The 17022-nt window shown below is 70.2% G+C and carries 18 protein-coding genes; 11 read left to right on the top strand and 7 right to left on the bottom strand.

Features of this window, described 5'->3' with window-relative positions; all coding sequences use genetic code 11:
• The 5 genes from D7X12_RS27385 to D7X12_RS27365 form a co-directional block, all read left to right on the top strand.
• Nucleotides 1–757 (top strand): hypothetical protein (locus tag D7X12_RS27385; RefSeq protein ID WP_120628218.1); only part of this gene is annotated, 757 nt, incomplete at its 5' end.
• Nucleotides 758–762: 5 nt separating this feature from the next.
• Nucleotides 763–1143, top strand: coding sequence for a hypothetical protein (locus D7X12_RS27380; protein WP_120628215.1), 381 nt, complete (start codon nucleotides 763–765; stop codon nucleotides 1141–1143).
• A gap of 27 nt (nucleotides 1144–1170) precedes the next feature.
• A complete protein-coding gene (locus D7X12_RS27375; RefSeq protein WP_147443821.1) occupies nucleotides 1171–1701 on the top strand; it encodes a hypothetical protein in 531 nt (176 codons plus the stop codon).
• A gap of 267 nt (nucleotides 1702–1968) precedes the next feature.
• Nucleotides 1969–3312, top strand: a complete 1344-nt coding sequence (locus D7X12_RS27370; RefSeq protein ID WP_244224808.1) for a DHA2 family efflux MFS transporter permease subunit — start codon at nucleotides 1969–1971, stop codon at nucleotides 3310–3312.
• Between the two features lie 169 nt (nucleotides 3313–3481).
• Nucleotides 3482–4954 (top strand): sialidase family protein, encoded by a 1473-nt coding sequence (locus D7X12_RS27365; protein ID WP_147443820.1) that lies wholly within the window; start codon nucleotides 3482–3484, stop codon nucleotides 4952–4954.
• 126 nt (nucleotides 4955–5080) lie between these two features.
• Here the strand turns inward: D7X12_RS27365 and infC are convergent, their stop codons facing one another.
• Nucleotides 5081–5845 (bottom strand): translation initiation factor IF-3, encoded by a 765-nt coding sequence (gene infC, locus D7X12_RS27360; protein WP_120628216.1) that lies wholly within the window; start codon nucleotides 5843–5845, stop codon nucleotides 5081–5083.
• Nucleotides 5846–6189: 344 nt separating this feature from the next.
• Here infC and D7X12_RS27355 point away from each other — a divergent pair, with 344 nt between their 5' ends.
• Entirely contained in the window at nucleotides 6190–7365 is a 1176-nt protein-coding gene (locus D7X12_RS27355) for a S1 family peptidase (RefSeq protein ID WP_244224807.1), read from the top strand.
• 99 nt (nucleotides 7366–7464) lie between these two features.
• Nucleotides 7465–8088, top strand: a complete 624-nt coding sequence (locus tag D7X12_RS27350) for a transglycosylase SLT domain-containing protein (RefSeq protein WP_120628211.1) — start codon at nucleotides 7465–7467, stop codon at nucleotides 8086–8088.
• A 130-nt stretch (nucleotides 8089–8218) separates the two neighbouring features.
• On the opposite strand, the gene D7X12_RS27345 is transcribed toward D7X12_RS27350, so the two are convergent.
• Both D7X12_RS27345 and D7X12_RS27340 read right to left on the bottom strand, forming a co-directional pair.
• Nucleotides 8219–8515, bottom strand: coding sequence for a hypothetical protein (locus D7X12_RS27345; RefSeq protein ID WP_120628210.1), 297 nt, complete (start codon nucleotides 8513–8515; stop codon nucleotides 8219–8221).
• 130 nt (nucleotides 8516–8645) lie between these two features.
• On the bottom strand, nucleotides 8646–9134 hold the full coding sequence (locus tag D7X12_RS27340; protein ID WP_439329398.1) for a hypothetical protein: 489 nt from the start codon (nucleotides 9132–9134) through the stop codon (nucleotides 8646–8648).
• A gap of 243 nt (nucleotides 9135–9377) precedes the next feature.
• Here D7X12_RS27340 and D7X12_RS27335 point away from each other — a divergent pair, with 243 nt between their 5' ends.
• A complete protein-coding gene (locus D7X12_RS27335) occupies nucleotides 9378–9836 on the top strand; it encodes a DUF2267 domain-containing protein (protein WP_120628208.1) in 459 nt (152 codons plus the stop codon).
• Between the two features lie 42 nt (nucleotides 9837–9878).
• On the opposite strand, the gene D7X12_RS27330 is transcribed toward D7X12_RS27335, so the two are convergent.
• A complete protein-coding gene (locus D7X12_RS27330) occupies nucleotides 9879–11375 on the bottom strand; it encodes an HAD-IG family 5'-nucleotidase (protein WP_120628207.1) in 1497 nt (498 codons plus the stop codon).
• Between the two features lie 151 nt (nucleotides 11376–11526).
• Here D7X12_RS27330 and D7X12_RS27325 point away from each other — a divergent pair, with 151 nt between their 5' ends.
• Both D7X12_RS27325 and D7X12_RS27320 read left to right on the top strand, forming a co-directional pair.
• The gene (locus D7X12_RS27325) at nucleotides 11527–12171 is read left to right on the top strand and encodes an START domain-containing protein (protein WP_120628206.1); all 645 of its coding nucleotides are present in this window, start codon (nucleotides 11527–11529) and stop codon (nucleotides 12169–12171) included.
• Nucleotides 12172–12218: 47 nt separating this feature from the next.
• Nucleotides 12219–13049, top strand: coding sequence for a DUF5131 family protein (locus tag D7X12_RS27320; protein ID WP_120628205.1), 831 nt, complete (start codon nucleotides 12219–12221; stop codon nucleotides 13047–13049).
• A gap of 9 nt (nucleotides 13050–13058) precedes the next feature.
• Here D7X12_RS27320 and D7X12_RS27315 read toward each other — a convergent pair whose 3' ends face one another.
• The gene (locus D7X12_RS27315) at nucleotides 13059–13964 is read right to left on the bottom strand and encodes a LysR family transcriptional regulator (RefSeq protein WP_120628204.1); all 906 of its coding nucleotides are present in this window, start codon (nucleotides 13962–13964) and stop codon (nucleotides 13059–13061) included.
• Nucleotides 13965–14051: 87 nt separating this feature from the next.
• Between D7X12_RS27315 and D7X12_RS27310 the strand changes: the two genes are divergently transcribed.
• Complete coding sequence (locus D7X12_RS27310; RefSeq protein WP_120628203.1) at nucleotides 14052–14885, top strand: oxidoreductase; 834 nt, start codon at nucleotides 14052–14054, stop codon at nucleotides 14883–14885.
• A 377-nt stretch (nucleotides 14886–15262) separates the two neighbouring features.
• Here the strand turns inward: D7X12_RS27310 and D7X12_RS27305 are convergent, their stop codons facing one another.
• Nucleotides 15263–15667, bottom strand: coding sequence for a DUF2381 family protein (locus tag D7X12_RS27305; RefSeq protein ID WP_158620129.1), 405 nt, complete (start codon nucleotides 15665–15667; stop codon nucleotides 15263–15265).
• An 89-nt stretch (nucleotides 15668–15756) separates the two neighbouring features.
• A complete protein-coding gene (locus tag D7X12_RS27300) occupies nucleotides 15757–16830 on the bottom strand; it encodes a serine/threonine-protein kinase (protein WP_120628201.1) in 1074 nt (357 codons plus the stop codon).
• Nucleotides 16831–17022: the final 192 nt, after the last annotated feature.

The following is a 17022-nucleotide window of genomic DNA, read 5'->3' as shown; positions in this document are numbered from 1 at the left end:
GCAGGGGGGCCGGTCGGTGTCCTTCGCCTCGCGGGAGGTGGAGCCCGGGGTGTACCGGCTGGAGGTGCGCCTGCGGGAGCTGACGCTCACGGGCCTGCTGGACCCGGCCTCCGGGGTGTCCACGCTGGACGGCTTCGCGGACGCGAACGCGCAGGACACGCAGGTGGTGGACGCGGACCGCGAGGTGCTGGCGGCCTTCTACCAGGCGCTCAACCAGGGCCTGCCCGCGGGTGACGCGGCGGCGCCGGAGGCCATGTACCTGCGGCGCGCGGTGGGCATGTGGGCCCAGCAGCCCACGAGCGTCACGCTCAAGCGCACCGTGATGGGCGAGCAGGGCCGCGGCTACACGATGCTGTGCAGCTACGCGAAGTGCGGGGGCAGCAACACCGGCAGCTGCGGTGGCGTGTACAACTGGTACTCGTACGCGAAGCACGACTGCTACAACGGTGGCTTCGACAACGCGCGCAACCAGCAGATTGCCCAGCTGGGCGACCACACGACGTGCAGCGGGGACGAGTACTACCTCAATGGCAGCACCTGGGTGTGCGGTGAGCCGGACCACTGGTCGCGCCCCAAGGTGATGGGCAACTGCTTCGGCCGCAGCGGCAGCGGCTGCGGCGGTGACACGCAGTACACGCTGGACGCGACGAACCACGACGGCTGCGTGCGCAACGGGCACATGCTGGCGAGCGGCTACTGCGACGACCAGTTCGTGTCCGCGACGGACGACGAGCTGTTCGCGCCCAACTGCTACTGAGCCGGATGGGACGCGCGGCGCGATACACGGCGGGGGCGGTGGGGCTGTGGCTCGCCGCGCTCGCCTGCACGTCCACGGCGTCCTCGAAGGCGGAGGCCGGGGAGGCGGCGGTGCGCCGCTTCTTCCAGGCCCTGCCCTCCGGGGACTGCGCGGTGCTGGGCCCGCTGCTGGTGACGGGCGAAGGCCTGCCCTCGTGCGAGGACACCGTGAAGGACCTGCGCGAGCACGACCTGCACCTGGTGGACGTCGTCGAGGCGAAGGTGGATGGCCGCGACCCGGACGCGGTGCTCGTGCGGGCGCGCGTGTCGCAGGGAGGCAAGGAGCGCGCGGAGCCGTTCTTCTTCCGGGTGGAGCGTCAGGCCGAGCGCTGGCGCTTGCGGTTGTGATGGGCGTGCGCGACGGGAGTGCGGACGATGCGAAGCCGTGAACGGGTGATGTGGGGAGGCGCGGGCGTGCTGGTGGCCGCGCTGCTCGCCGTGGCGCCGTGGCCGGCTCGCCAGGAACAGCCCCTGTCCGTGCCTGCGTCCACCGTGCCCGTCGCGGCGCCCGTGACGGCGGCGGACGTCGCGCCGAGGCGCGCGGTGCCGGTGCGGACGCCCGGGCCCGCGCAGCCCGCTGCCACGGTGGTGCCGCCCGCGCCCGGAGACGTGCCGCCGGAGCCGGAGGTGGCGAACGCGCCCGCGCAGCCGAACGACCCCATCGTGGAGGAGCAGCCGCGGACGGCGCGCTGGAAGCTTGAGAAGACGGAGCACATCACGTCGCTGCTGGGGCGGGACGTCACGCGGTTGGAGGGGGAGAAGCAGGAGGCCCGGGCGCGGGGGGACAAGGCCCGCGTCGAACAGGTGGACGCGCTGCTCCAGCGCCACCGCGTCCGGTTGGACGAGCTGCGCGAAGAGGCCCGCACCCTGAGCGAAGCCGCCCGGAACGAACCGCCGGAGCCCTGAAGTCGCCCGATGCGGGGTGCCTGTCCGACTGTCCTACAGGTTGCCGAGCTCGACCTTCGCGGTGAGGGTGTCTGCCCTGTGCACCGTGAGCACGCTCGCTTCGGATTCGTGAGGTCTCCGGCCGGGCGTGCGTGACAGGCACGGCGCGGCGTGCGCATAGAAAAGGCCGTGTCCGTCTCCACCGCGACCGCATCCACCGGGTCTTCCGGGCCCACGTCCACCCGAGGCTCCCGGCTCGCATCCGTCGCGGTGGCCAGTGCGCTGTTCATGGAGTTCCTGGACTCCACGGCGCTGTCCACCGCGCTGCCCACGCTGTCCGTGGCCTTCGGCACCGACCCGGTCCACCTCAAGCTCGCGCTGACGTCGTACATCCTCGCGCTGGCGGTGCTCGCGCCGGCGAGCGGGTGGATCGCCGACCGCTACGGCCCGCGCCGCGTCTTCATGTGGGCCATGGCGGTGTTCCTGCTGGGCTCCGTGCTGTGCGGCTTCTCGCAGTCGCTCGCGCAGCTGGTGGTCTTCCGCACCGTGCAGGGCCTGGGCGGCGCGCTGATGACGCCCGTGGGGAGGCTCATCGTCGTCAACGCGGCGCCTCGCGAGAAGCTGGTGTCCGCGATGAGCTGGTTCACCATGCCCGCGCTCGTGGGGCCGCTGATGGGTCCGCCGCTCGCGGGCCTCATCCTGGGCGTCGCGGACTGGCCGTGGATCTTCTTCATCAACGTGCCGGTGGGCCTGCTGGGCATGTGGGCCGTGGCGCGCTTCGTGCCCGCGCTGGAGCAGCCGGACCCCGGCCCCTTCGACAAGAAGGGCTTCGCGCTGGCCGTGGTCGCCATCACGACGCTGATGCTCGCGGCGGAGACGGTGGGCATCGGGCTCGTCCCGTGGCCCTTGCAGCTGGGCATCACGGTGGTGGCCCTGGGGATGCTGGCGGCCTACGTGCGGCACGCGCTGCGCACGCCGCGTCCGGTGCTGGACCTGCGCCTGTTCCGCGTGGACACCTTCCGCGCCAGCATGATGGGCGGGGCGCTGGTCCGCATCGGCCTGGGGGCGACGCCGTTCCTCTTGCCGCTGCTTTTCCAGGTGGGCCTGGGTTGGGGGCCGCTGGAGGCGGGGCTCGTCACCATCGGCACGGGGATGGGGGCCTTCGCGTGCAAGCCGGTGGCGCCCGCGCTCATCCGGCGCGTGGGCTTCCGCAAGACGCTCGTCACCTCCAACCTGCTCACCGCCGCGCTGACGGCCGTGCCCGCCTTCTTCCGCGCCGGCACACCCATCCCGTTCATCATCGGCACGCTCATCTTCAGCGGCTTCATGCGCTCGCTGCAGTTCACCGCCACCAACACGGTGGCGTACGCGGACCTCCCCCGGGAGTCGGTGAGCAGCGCGTCCACGCTGGCGGTGGTGACGCAGCAGATGGCGCTGAGCGTGGGCATCAGCTTCGGCGGCCTGATGCTGCACGTGGCCCGGGGCGGCGGGGACGTGCGCCTCACGCCGGACCGCTTCCTGCTGCCCTTCCTCGCCATCGGCCTGATGTCGTCGCTGGCCGGCCCGCTCTTCCGCCGGCTGCCGCCCGACGCGGGAGCGCACATCGGTGGACGGAGCGCGGCGCGAGGCTGAAGCCGCCCCGCGCCCGCCGTCCGCCAAACGACGCTTCGCCGCGCGCAACGCTTCTGCGGGGGCTCCCTCCGGAGAGCAGGCGGGCAGGCGTCACCTGTTTTACCCACCTTCTTTAGCCCCACCCCACCCACCAGTTTCTCCGCCAGGAATCCAACGGAGGGGAACAGGCATGGGTTGGGCGGTACTCACGGGACTGCTACTGACGGGCATGACGGCCGCGACACCGCCCACGGCCATTCCGGTGCGGGGAGGCAACGCGCTGACGCTGCCCGCGCACCGGCACATCGTCCGGGTGTCCCGCAGCGAAGGCTCCGTGCTGCTCGCGGCGGTGCAACAGGGCGGACACGACGGACACGGGCTGCGCATGTTCCGCAGCGACAACGGCGGCGGCAGCTGGAAGCTGGAGGGCGTCATCCACGACGGCTCCACCTACGACCGCGCGGACCTCATCGTGGTGGGCCGGGACGTGGCGCTCGTCTACGCGGTGGAGACGCCGGACAGCCAGGGCATTGGCGGCTCCAGCAGCCGGGACGTGTACTTCCAGTGGTGGCGCTACAGCTCCTCGAAGGGCCGCTGGAGCCCTGAGTCCCCCGTGCGCGTCTTCGACTCCACCAGCTCCAGCACCGCGTACTACCGGGCGGAGCTGGCGCGGGACTCGAAGGGCCGGCTGTGGGTGCAGGCCTTCTTCCGCGAGAAGGACTCCAGCAACACGCTGAGCATCGCGGTCAGCACCGACGGCGGCTCCACCTTCCGCGAACAGTCCGCGCTCGCGCGCGACATCTCCAAGCGCGGGGGTGGCCGGCTGGTGCACCTGGGCAGCCGCATGATGATGCTGTGGAGCTCCCACAGCGGCTCCGACAGCACGCGCTACCGGATCCGCGACGACAGCGCGTCGCTGTCCTCCTGGTCCTCCACGCGCACCGCCTTCTCCGACGGCATCTATCACGGCGCGGCGCTGAGCGCGGTGGCGGACGGGAAGGGCGGCCTGCACCTGGTCTACAAGGACAACTCCGAACGCCTGGTGTACCGCCGCTTCGACGGCGGCGGGTTCGGATCCGCGGTGCGCGTGCTCGAGCGCGGGGACTGGGCCTCGCAGCCGGCGCTCACCCGCGTGGGCAGCAGCCTGTACCTCTTCTACAACGAGCCCCGGAGCGACGGCAGCGGCTACCGGCTGTGGGTCCGCGCGCTGTCCTCCAGCGGCAAGCCGGGGGCGGGCAAGGAGCTGGCGTCGGTGTCCGGCTTCGCGGGCTACCCGGCGGTGCCGGAGGTGCTGCCCTCGGGGGTGCCGCTGGTGGCCTTGTTCGGCATCGAGCCCTCGTCCGGCTCCGGCAACCGGGTGTCGTTCTTCTCCACCAGCTCGTCGTCGCTCAAGTCCGGCGCGGTGGCCGCGAAGCAGGTGGAGGCGGCGGGTGAGGCCGAGCGTGGGGACGCTCGCGTCGCGGCCACCGGAGGCTCCGGCGGACCGTCCTCGCCCGGCCCGACGCCGGAGGGCCCTGGCACGCTGGGCAGCGCCCTGACGGGCCCGTCCGAGCAGGCGATGGCCGCCGGGTGTGGCGGTGCCAGCGCGATGTTCGCGGTGCTGATGACCTTGAGCTTGATGGAATTGGGGCGTCGCCTCCGCACCCGGGCCCTGCGCTTCTAGCGCGGGCCTTCAGGGGCAGAAGGGACGATGCGCGCGGGCGGGGTCCCCGGGAGTCCTCCCGAGGGGCACCGCCCGTGGGCGCGTCTCCCGGGGAGGGGAGACGCGAAGTCCGTTCGCGCGAGCGGCCTACGTCGTCGTCGTCGGAGGAGCGGTCGCGGTGTCCGGCGCGTCGTCCGTATCGTCGTCGTCGCCCGTGTCAGCGTCGTCGGCATCGACGGGCGCGGTGGAGGCGGCACCTTCCGCGGCCGGGTGATGGCCACCTTCCGGGTGCGGCTTCTTCTGGCTCGGCGGCGAGGCCTTGCGAGCGGCCGCGGCGGCCTGGCGAGCGAGCTCACGGGCCTTCTGCGCGACCTTCGGCGTGGGCGCGAGGATCATGAACATCTGCCGGCCTTCCATGCGCGGCATCTGCTCGGCGACGGCCACGTCCTTCAGGTCCTTGACGACGTCATCGAGGATGGCGCTGCCCAACTCCTTGTGCGTGATTTCACGCCCACGGAACTGGATGACGACCTTGGCCTTGTTGCCTTCTTCGATGAACCGGCGCGTGTTGCGCACCTTGAACTCGTAGTCGTGCTCCTCCGTCTTGGGACGGAGCTTCACTTCCTTGAGCTGGATGACGACCTGCGTGCGCTTCGCGTCCGAGGCCTTCTTCTTCTCCTCGTACTTGAACTTGCCGTAGTCCATGATCTTGCAGACCGGCGGCTTGGCCATGGGGCTGACTTCGACGAGGTCGAGCCCTTCGGTTCGGGACCGCTCCAGGGCGGCCTCGATGGTCATGACCCCGAGCTGCGAACCATCGGAGCCCACGACACGGACTTCCCGCGCGCGGATGCGGCGGTTGGTTCTCTGGTCCCTGTTGGGACCGCGACTGTTTCTCTGTTCGCGAATGATGTGAACATCCTCCAAAAAGGGTTGCAGACCCACCACCCGTGAAGATGTGGCGGGCCCTTCAAAGTGGCAGGCCCTACGGTATGTACGGCAGTCAGCCTGTCCGACTCCCGATCGGGACGGTAGGCCTTCTGCCCCAAAAGCGTCATGAAGCACGCCTTCTGGCCAGCCAGGCAGGGAGACGTGCACCGGACTCTATCCGCTTCACGACCCCCCAAGGCAAGGTAACGCGGGCGCTTCGCCATTCCCACGACCCGCTGTTGCCTAGGATGCGCCCCATGGCGAAACGGTCCACCGCGTCCGTCCGCATCCCCAGCAGATGCCGACCCCTTGGAGGGGTTGCGCTCGTGGGGCTGCTGTTGCCTGCCTGCCTGCCCGTGTCCTACCCGCCAGAGCCCGTCCCTGCCTCCCAGGCCCGGCCCATCGTCCAGGGCACGGACGCGCCCGGGGACGCCGCCGCGGTGGCGCTCGTGGCCCGGCGCACGCGCTGTGGCGGGGAGCCGCCAGTCCTCCTCTGCTCGGGGGCCCTCATCGCCCCGGACGTGGTGCTGACGGCGGCGCACTGCCTGTCCGTGTTCGGGGCGGAGGGGCCCTACGAGGTCTTCCTCGGCCCCACGCTGCTCCCGGAGCCCGCGGCGGGAGGCCGGTTCGTGCGCGTCACCCGGGCGGTGGCCCACCCCGCCCATGTCCCGGCCACGCATGCCTACGACGCGGCCCTCCTGCGGCTGGCGACCCCGGTGAACGGCCTCCCACCCTTCCGCCTGCCGGAGGCGACCGGCACCCCGGTGGCGGTGGGCAGCTCCGTGCGGGCGGTGGGCTACGGGGACACGAAGGACGCGGCCCGGCCCCCGGGCCAGCGGCGCCAGGGGCAGCTCCAGGTGACGGGCGTGGCCCCGGCCTCCTTCCAGGCGGGACCCGCCCCGGGGATGAGCTGCGTGGGCGACAGCGGGGGCCCGGTGCTGGGAACCCCCGAGGGGGACCCGGGCACCGAGGTGCTCTGGGGCCTCACGGTGAGCGGGGACGTGGCCTGCCGTTCGGAGGCGGTCCAGGTGCGGGTGGACGCGCTGGAGGACTTCCTCCGTCCCTTCCTCGAAGCTGGCCCGCCTCCGGCCGGACCCGCGCCGCTCGCCCTGGACGCCCTCTGCCAGGAGGCCTGCGCCACCGACGCCGAGTGCCCCGCCGGCCTCCTCTGCGTCGCCGCCGGGGACGCCCCCGCCCGGTGCCTGCTGCCCGCGCTCCAGGCCGGGACCTTCGGGGCGGCCTGTTCGGAGGACGCCGCGTGTGGCGCGCAGGGCGTTTGCGCCCGGCTGGAGGTGGAGGGGGACGCCGCGTGCCGCTGCTTCACCCCCTGCGAGGCCGCCGTGGATCCGCCGACCCCCGGGGACGGCCCGCCGGACTCGGGCGGGGGCTGCGCCCAGGCACCGGGAGCCCTGGGCGGCATGGGGGGCGTCCTCCTCGGGCTGCTCCGCCGACAGTCCCGTCCAAGAACTTCACGGTGTCGGTCCAGGGATGACTCCGCGTGAAAGCACCCACAGAAACGCAAATGTAGGCGCAACTCCGGAAGTCAGCTCCAGAGAATCCAGCATCTACCGTCTACGGCAATCACAAGGTCCTCTCCCCCCATGAGCGACTACCGGATCAAGTCAGGCGACACGCTGAGCAGCATCGCGAAGCGGCACAACACGGATGTGGGCGCGCTGATGAAGGCGAACCCCAACATCAAGAACGCCGACCTCATCTACGCCGACGCGAAGCTCACCATCCCGGGCAGCAAGGACGACTTCCAGGCGCAGGGCACCGGCGCCAAGGGCCCGGACCTCACGGGCGGCTCCAAGCCCCAGCAGACCGAAGGCTCCACCGGCGCGCAGCCCGTGGGCGACATGCCCCCCGGCCAGGTCGGTGATTGGATCAAGCAGGCGACGGACATCCTCAAGGCCAACGGCATCCCGGCGGAGAAGATGGACCCCCAGGCCATCGCGGCCATCATCCAGCACGAGTCCAGCGGCAACCCGAACGCCATCAACAACTGGGACTCCAACGCGCAGAAAGGCACCCCGTCCATCGGCCTGATGCAGACCATCCAGCCGACGTTCGACGCGCACAAGCTCCCGGGCCACGACAACATCCGCAACCCGGTGGACAACATCATCGCGGCCGTCCGCTACGCGGTGGACCGCTACGGCTCGGTGTCCAACGTCCCGGGCGTGAAGAACCTGCAGAACGGCAGCGGCTACGTCGGTTACTGACCGGCGCTCCACCCCCCTCCAGAAGCACCGCGCCCCGCCATGGAGGGCGGTCCCCGAAACAGGGGAACCGCCTTCCGCAGCGGGGCGTCGTCTTTTCAAGCCCGGGCTCGAGCGTGGCGTGACGCGCGGATCAGCCCCCGTGCAGCGGGGAGCGCTCATGCGGTCCACCCGCGTTCTTGATGTGGATCTGGCTGGGCGCCTTCTTGCGGCCTCGCAGCCCCGTGCCCCGGTTGTTGCGCTTGGGGCCGTGGTGCTCGGCGGCCGGGCCCAGCGTCACCCGCTTCAGGTCCTTCGCCTTGCGCAGCTGCGCCGCCTCGTCATGCGGCAGCGTCGGGCGCGCCTTCTTGGCCTGCATGCTGGGCTGGGCCGCCCGCGCATCCACACGTCGCTTGTTCTTGATGCCTGTCTCTTGGGTCCGCACGGCCATGGAACTCCTCCTGTTCCCAAGAGGTAGGGACCCTGGAAGGCGGTGCCATCCCTGATCAAGGGCGGGGCCAGGGGGACGCTCCAGGGCCGTGCAGCCAACAGGCGCTTGGGCGGCGCGGGACGTCAGCCGCTCAGGTGAGGTCGTCGTTGCTGCGCGTGCGGGCGCGCTTCTTCGCCTTGGGCTTGCTGACCTTGGCGTCCGGCCGGGCCTTCTGCTTGCCCACGGTCTCCGGCGGGAACAGCCAGCCGTCCTCGGGGCGGGGCGCGGAGGTGTTCACCGTAGGCTCCAGGTGCTGACCCCGGCAGCCCCGGCACCAGGACTGCGGACGGCGCTGACCCCGGCTCATGATGCGGAAGCCGAAGTCCTGCTCCGTGGGCCCCGTGTGGCCGCAGCGCGGGCAGCGCGTCATCGACGTGGTGCCCGTCTCCTTGGCCTTCTCGCGCCCGTGCTCCACCACCAGCGCCAGCGCCGCCGCGAAGCCCAGCTTCCGCTCCGTGGACACGTGGAACTGGCGCGCGCGCTTGCGGCTGCCCATCACGGGCAGGAGGTCGAGGCCTCCCAGGAGGTTGCGCTGCTCCAGGACTCGCGACGATGACGACGGCGGGGTCGAGTGGCTCACGCGATCATTCATACGGGAGGGGTCTGACATGGCCGTTCCACGCGCCTGCTCGCCAGGTCCCCCTCCGTTCGGAGGTCTGGACACATGTTCAGTAACTCCGGGCACTTGAGAGGTATTTCCGCCGGTGGGCAGGCGGCGGTGGGAGCGTTACCGGCGGGGGCACGGCGGCTGGGTGGGCGCCAACGGCCGGTGGGGTGAGCAACTTGTGGGAGCCCCTTACCGCCCCTTACCGGAGGTGTGCCCATGGCCCAGGCCCACGAAACCGAAGCTGAGAAGCAAGCGCGACACGAGCGTCGCCACGACGCCCACCTGCGCGCCACCTATGCCGCGTTCCTCAAGCACCTGACGGAGGTGAGCGGCCTGCCGCCGAAGCTCGCCGAGTCCGCCGCCGTGTCGGTGTTGGGCGCCCTGGAGCGCCGCATCCTCCCGGAGGGCGCGCGCAACCTGGAGGCCCAGCTGCCGCGCCTGCTGGTGGCCTTCCTGCCACCCCTGGAAGAGCGCACGCCTCGCCTCCAGCGCTTCGGCCGGGAGGCGCTGGTGGAGTCCGTGGCGGAGGACCTGGAGATGCCCGTGGACCACGCGGAGCTGGTGGTGCGCGCGGTGCTGCGCGCGTTCCAGGATCAGATCTCCGAAGGCGAGGCGGACAAGGTCGCCAGCAACCTGCCCGCGGACCTGCAGGCGCTCTGGCGCCTCACGCAGTAGGCGCCAGCACGGCGAGGTACGGCACTACGGCACGGGCCCCCACTACTCGGTGGTGGGCCCGTTGCCCGCGCCGTCGCCGGAGGGGAACACGGGCGTGCCGCCGGGGAAGCTGGGGTCGTGCGGGAGGCTGCCGCGCGGGCTGCGCAGGTAGACGAACGGCGTGGCGAAGAGGAAGTTGCTCACGCGCGACGTGTAGATGTCCGCGTAGCGCTCCACCTGCCGCGCCAGGTGGCTCTTGTCGTTGCCGGCGCGGGTGAGCAGGCCCCAGAGGGGGTTGGACATCTCGCTGGCGGCGCGGGCCATGGGACCGATTTCGGCGTCCAGGGCCTCCACCTCCGCGCGCAGCTCGGTCAGGCGGGTGACGAGCTCGCTCTCTGCCTTGTCGGTGCGCGGACCGTAGTGGTAGCGGCGGCGTTGCAGCTCCAGCCGCACCTGGCAGCTCTCGTCCTCCAGGCGCTCCTTGTGGAGCATGCGCTCGCCGATGCGCAGCTCCGTGGCGCGGAAGCTGGCGATGGCGCGCACCTCGTCCTCCAGCTCGCGCAGGATGAGCGCGGTGCGCCAGCGCAGCACGTTCTTGGTGACGTGCACGTCGCCGAACATGTGGTCGCCCACGTAGAGGATCTCATCACCGGACAGGCCCAGGTGCCGCTCCAGCTCCAGCGCGCTGCCGGCGAAGTAGGGCTTGTTGCGATTGAGGGGCCCCGAGTGCGGCCGGAGCAGCGCCTCTCCATTCACCTCCACGACCTCGAAGAGGGTGGAGCGGGTGGTGAAGAACTCCGGCTTGCGCGCGCTGACGATGACGACGTCGAAGAGCTGGCGCCAGGTCATGCCGTCGGGCAGGTGCTTGTCGAAGGCGAAGTGCATCATGGGCTCGGTGTAGGCCCACTCGCTGTTGGTGATGAGCAGCAGCTTCTTGCCGGCGTTCTTCTGGTCCAGGAGCGCGAGCGGCGTCTCCGGATCATCGATGACGTAGCGCTCCGGGTCCGCGATGATCTCCGCCTTGAGGGCCCCCTGCATGTGGGTGGCGTCCAGGTTCTTGCGCACGTGCTCGTAGAGGTCCACGTAGCCCATGGGGCCGGGAAGCTGGCCCGCGTCCAGGCGGTCCACGAGCTGCGCGTAGATGCAGGCCTCGGAGAGGGAGAAGAGCGTGTTGAGGAACACCCAGCGGCGGTCCGCCAGGTCCACGATGGTGCGCGCGTAGGCCTCGCGCTGGGCGTCGAACTCCATGGGCTGGCTGCCGTGGAGGGCCTTCTTCACGAAGCCGAAGCGGTTGGCCTTGAGCAGGTTGCCCTTCGCGGTGTCGATGATGAGGCCGCGGATGGCGAGCATCGGGTCGAACGTCAGGTCGCTGACGGGCCACCCCTGCTCGACGAGCCGGTCGCGAATATACTCATAGGCGCGGCGCTCCCACGCTTCCACGCGGTAGTGGATGAGCGTGTAGTCCATGTCGTAGCCCACGGCCTTGATGGCGCGCATGTTGAGGGTGCGGTTGCAGAACAGGCCGCGCTCGGGCGGGGGACCGGGGAGATGAGGACGCATGGGATGAAGGCTTGCCAAGCCCCGCGAGCAAAGTCGAGTGGCCCGTGTGTTTAAGGGCAGCCCGTGAGTCGTCCAGGTGTCGGAAAGATGGGATACGGGTGACACGCGCGCGCCATCCGGGGCCGGGCACGCGCGACCGGAGGACAGTCGCATGGTGGGAATGACGCGAAGGTGGGGCGGAGTGGCGGCGGCGGCGGTGCTGCTGATGGCGGGCGTGGCGGGCGCGGAGGAGTGGGAGACGGTGGCGACGGAGCCCTACGTGGTGAAGGTGCGCGCGCGCCCGGGCAGCAAGGTCAAGGACATCTGGGCGGAAGGGGAGATGAAGGCGAGCGCGGCGCAGGCGCAGGCGGCGTTGGAGGACGCGGAGTCCTACCGGCTGTGGATGCCGTACGTGAAGGAGTCGCGGGTGGTGAAGCCGACGGAGGACGGCGGGCGGCTGACGTACACGCGGTTGGATCTGCCGGTGGTGTCCGGGCGCGACTACATCTCGCACGTGGTGACGGAGTCGAAGGTCGCGCCGGACGGGACGGGCGTGTACGTGCAGCGCTGGAAGGCGGAGCCGGACGCATTCCCGGCACGCCGCGACGTGGTGCGCCTGCGGACGAACGAGGGCAGCTGGAGGGTGGAGGCGAAGGGGGAGGGGAGGTCCTGGGTCGTGTACAAGTTCACGGTGGATCCCGCGGGCTCCATCCCGGGGTTCCTGGCGAACGTGGGCCAGAAGGACGCGGTGCTGGACACGCTGCGCGCGGTGGAGAAGCGCGCGAAGTCGCTCACCGTCACGCCCCCGGCGAAGTAGGCGCGGGGGGATGGACGTGGGCGGGCCGGGTGTTGCGTCCGGACGCCATGGCTGACAACTCCAAGATTGAGTGGACGGATGCGACGTGGAACCCGGTGCGCGGCTGCGTGAAGCTGAGCCCGGGGTGCAAGCACTGCTACGCGGAGACGTTCGCGGAGCGGTTCCGGGGCGTGCTGGGGCATCCGTACACGCAGGGGTTCGACCTCCGGTTGATTCCGGGGAAGCTCGCCGAGCCGCTGCGCTGGAAGGCGTCCAAGCGCGTGTTCGTGAACTCGATGAGCGACCTGTTCCTGGACGGGGTGCCGGAGGCGTACATCGAGACGGTGGCGCGGGTGATGGCGCTGGCGGACTGGCACACGTTCCAGGTGCTGACGAAGCGCTCCGAGCGGATGCAGCAGTTGCTGTCCACGCGGCTCGCGTTCGCGGCGAGGCTGCCGAACGTGTGGTGGGGCGTGAGCGTGGAGGACCGGCGCTACGGTCTGCCCCGGGTGGAGCACCTGCGGGCGGCTCCGGCGCGGACGCGCTTCCTGTCGGTGGAGCCGCTGCTGGAGGACCTGGGCCGGGTGGACTTCACGGGCGTGGACGGCGTGATTGTCGGAGGCGAGAGCGGCGCGAAGGCGAGGCCGTTGGATCCGGCGTGGGTGCGTTCGCTGCGCGAGCAGTGTGACGCGGCGGGCGTGGCCTTCTTCTTCAAGCAGTGGGGCGGCGTGCGCAAGGCGACGACGGGGCGGGTGCTGGATGGGCGCACGTATGACGCGCTCCCGCGAAGCACGGTGGCTCCGGTGCTGGACGAAGCCCGACGCCTGCGTCTCTTGGAGGAGGCCGAAGCGCTGGCCGCCCCGTGGCTCACTCCTCCTGCGTTGGCCCTTGGGGCGTGAGCCCGCGGTTCAGCGCGCCGTGCCGCGCCGGCCCTTCTTCAGGTAGTCGATGAGCGCCTTCAGCTTCAGCGGGAGGTGCGCCCGGCTCGGGTAGTAGAGGAAGAAGCCCGGGAGGGTGGGGCAGTGCGGTTCGAGCACGTGCACGAGCTGCTTCTCCGCCACCAGCTTGCGCACGCGGTTCTCCGGGACGAAGGCGAGCCCCAGCCCGGACACCGCGGCGTCCACCATGAAGTCCACGTCGTCCAGGGACACGCGCCCTTCGACCGCGACCTCGATGCGCCTTCCCTTGTCCAGGAGCTCCCAGCGGTGGAGGCTCCCACTCGTCCGGCTGCGGTAGTTGATGCACTGATGCTCGCGCAGGTCGCGCGGGTGTCTGGGTTTGCCGCGCGTCGCGAAGTACGACGGTGAACCCACCACGCTCATGGCGATGTCATCGCTCACCTGCACGGCGATCATCTCGCGCTCCATCCGCTCGCCAATGCGGAGGCCCGCATCGAAGCCCTGCTTGACGATGTCGATGAGCGCGTCGTCCAGTTGGATGTCCACCTGGATGTCCGGGTGGGCCGCAAGGAACCCGGCGAGGCGGGGTGCGAGCACCTCCTGGTAGCCGTAGCGCGGAACAGTCAGCCGCAGGGTTCCGGCGGGACGGTCGCGCAGCTCACCGAGCGACTCGAAGGCTTCGTGCACGCTCTTCATCGCGGGCTCAAGCCGGGAGAGGAAGTGCGCGCCCGCCTCGGTGAGCCCGACGCTGCGCGTGGTGCGCTGGAGGAGCCGCACGCCGACGCGCTCCTCGAGGGCGCGGAGGGCCTGGCTCACCGCCGAGGGGGTGACCCCCAGTTGCGTCGCCGCGGCGGTGAAGCTCCGTTTCTCCGCCACTGCGAGCAGCGCTGTGATGCCTGAGAGGTCGTCGCGCATTCTTTAGCGTAGCTACAAAGCGCATCCAGATACGACGCATTTCGGCGCGAAGTGCCCGGCCGTAGCTTGTGGGTCATGGAGGCAGTCATGAACGCACAGGGCAGGGTCTGGTTCGTCACGGGTTCGTCGTCGGGGTTCGGTCGCAGCATCGTGGAGGAGGCGCTCGCACGGGGTGAACGCGTCGTCGCGACGGCACGCGACCCCCGCACCCTGGAGGACCTGGTGGCACGCGCCCCCGACCGCGTCCTCGCGGTCCGGTTGGATGTGACGAAGGCCGACGAGGTCCGGAGCGCCGTGGCGGCGGCGACGGAGCGCTTCGGCGGCATCGACGTGCTGGTGAACAACGCGGGCTACACCCTGCTCGGCGCCGTGGAGGAGACGAGTGACGAGGAACTGCGGGCCGCGTTCGAGCCGCTGTTCTTCGGCGCGGTGGCGATGACGCGTGCCGTGCTCCCGCAGATGCGTGAGCGTCGCTCGGGCACCCTCGTGCAGCTCACGAGCGTGGCGGGAATGACCACGTATCCGGGCACGGGGGCCTACAGCGCGGCGAAGCATGCACTGGAGGCGCTGTCCGAAGCGCTCGCGAAGGAGGTCGGTCCGTTGGGCGTGAAGGTGCTCATCGTCGAGCCGGGCATGTTCCGCACGAAGCTCCTCGGCGCGTCGTACCGGGCGCTGCCGGCGATGGCGGAGTACGCCCCGACGGTCGGCTTGACGCGCACGTTCGCGACGCAGTCGAATGGCACGCAGCCCGGCGATCCCGTGAAGGCCGCTCGCGCCATCGTGGACGCGGTCCTGGCGGGAGTGCCGACGCTGCGGCTCCCGCTGGGGCCGGATGCACCCGACGCGATCCGCGAGAAGTTCGCGCAGGTGCTGTCGGACGTGGAGCGCACGGAGCAGATCGCGCGCTCCACGGCGTTCTGAGTCCCGGGGCGGACTGGCATGAAGAGATTGGGGGGATGAAGCGAGAGGTCACGCGTAGAGCCACCCACCCCGACCAAGTGCCCTCTCGCCACCGAACCCGAAGATTTTTTGCATGACTCACCGGCTCCCTGGCTCTGTGGATTTGGGGGGAGCTGTTCGGGGGGGCCTTTCGCAAGGCTCCCACCCGCCAGAGTCGGCATGGGTTTCGGGTTTGACTGGTCAGGTCCCACTCGGGGGAGCTGGGGCCTGCCAGTCAGACCCGGGATACCGAAGCGGAACGGTGCCAGGGGCCCACATGTGGGAGGTGGGTGGGTGGATGGTGGTCGTGGTCGGCGACGAAGTCGGGCGTTGATAGGCCCGCGCCAGCAACCCTGCGCTCAGGCGGGCGGAAACCGCACCCCGGGCAGGATGAGCAGTCGCTGGCCCTCCGCGTCCTGGAGTTCCAACGTGTAGACGCCGCGAGCGCTCGTCACCGTCGCCGCTGCCTCCACGATGATCCGTGCCTTTTCGGATTCTGGTGTCGCATCAATCTGGAGCACCTGCACGACCGTCAGGGTTTGCAGACCCGGAGCGCTCAGGGTTGCCCGAAAAGCCCTGCCTGGCAGCGACGCCCCTTCGGAGAATTCGATGAGCACCGCGACGCGCTGAAACGAACGGAAGCTCCCGATGTGAAGAATCCCTGCTTCACTCGCAGGAACTGGCGGGGCAGGAACCACGAGCGTCAGGGGTTGGACTCCCCTCTGATCCAGCAGCCCTTCGGACAGCAGCGCGGAGATGCCCACCAGGGGCTGACACGTCTGGGGTGGCTCCGGAGCCACGGCATCCGCGGTCGCAAGAAGCGGAAGGAGGAACAGGAGCATGTGTCTTCCGACTACTCGTCGTAGCGAAGAACGCTCCGAAGGGAGATCTCGTTGGAGACGACTGCCGTGTCTTCATCACCCCCTTTGAGGCGAGGGAGCCCTGTCTGGCGGTCCGCCAACGTCACGAGCTCAATACAGACGGGATAGGTTTCGCCGGTCTTCTTGTGCCGTAGTTGGGTGAAGCGCCCGTAGACCCGCTGGGTGCCGACATAGACCGTTCCCGTCAGCTGGGTGCCACCATTCACACGCCCCCAGGTCTGGGCGGTGTACACGGTCGCCCGTCCCTCCCGAACAGTCACACTCTTGCCTGCGAACTTGCGGTCGAACTCGCCGGCCCACTGGAGCTCGGCGATGCCCAGCTTCTCCATGGCTTTAACGGCCTCCATCGGGCAGTCCTCGGAAGGCGGCTGCGGACGATCCACCAGGGGCGCACCGGTGACGCACGCCATTCCCATACATGCGGCGAGCGCGGCGGGCTTGAGTGAACGGGCTGACTTCGGGGACGGAGCGGGAGGCTTGGGAATCACGGCGGCATGTACCTCGGGAGGCGGGGCAGCGACAGGAACACTGTGCTGTGGCTCCGGTACAACCGCCAGTTTATGACCTGTGGAGGTGGAAAACCTCTCCTGGACCTTGGAGGTTGTATGCGCCAGGACTCCCCAGGTCCCAGCTCCCCCCAACACAAGCCCCAGGCACACCACCAGACCCAGCATGTGGATCCGGCTCGAAGCGCGCGGCGCGGGCGGTGCCATGGGTTCCGTCACCGACGCGGGATAGGGCTGCGACGGCCACGCGGGACGCCGGATGCGCTCCGAGGCCTCCTCGAAGAGCCGCGCCTCGAACGCATCACCATCCGACAGCAGGGCCTCCATCAGCTCCGCATGCGCCTGCACACCCGTGCGCGGCCGCTGCTCCGGCTGCTTCTTCAGGAGCCGCAGGATGGCCCTGGCGAACGGCTCCGGGACCTGCGGATTGATCGCCCGGGGTGACGGTGGCGGTCGCGTGGTGATGACCACGGTGAGCAGGTCGGGCGCCAGCTCGGGGGAGAACGGGAGGTGCCCGGTGGCCGCGCGGTACAGGCACACGCCCAGCGCGTACAGGTCATCCGCTTCGCTGTACGGATAGCGCAGCTCCGGCTGCCGCCAGTGCAGGGCTTGAGTGAACGGGCTGACTTCGGGGACGGAGCGGGAGGCTTGGGAATCACGGCGGCATGTACCTCGGGAGGCGGGGCAGCGACAGGAACACTGTGCTGTGGCTCCGGTACAACCGCCAGTTTA

The sequence above is a fragment of the Corallococcus sicarius genome, assembly GCF_003611735.1.
GTDB lineage: Bacteria > Myxococcota > Myxococcia > Myxococcales > Myxococcaceae > Corallococcus > Corallococcus sicarius.
The sequence above is the reverse complement of the archived record's forward strand: the minus strand, read 5'-3'. Positions and strand labels throughout refer to the sequence as shown.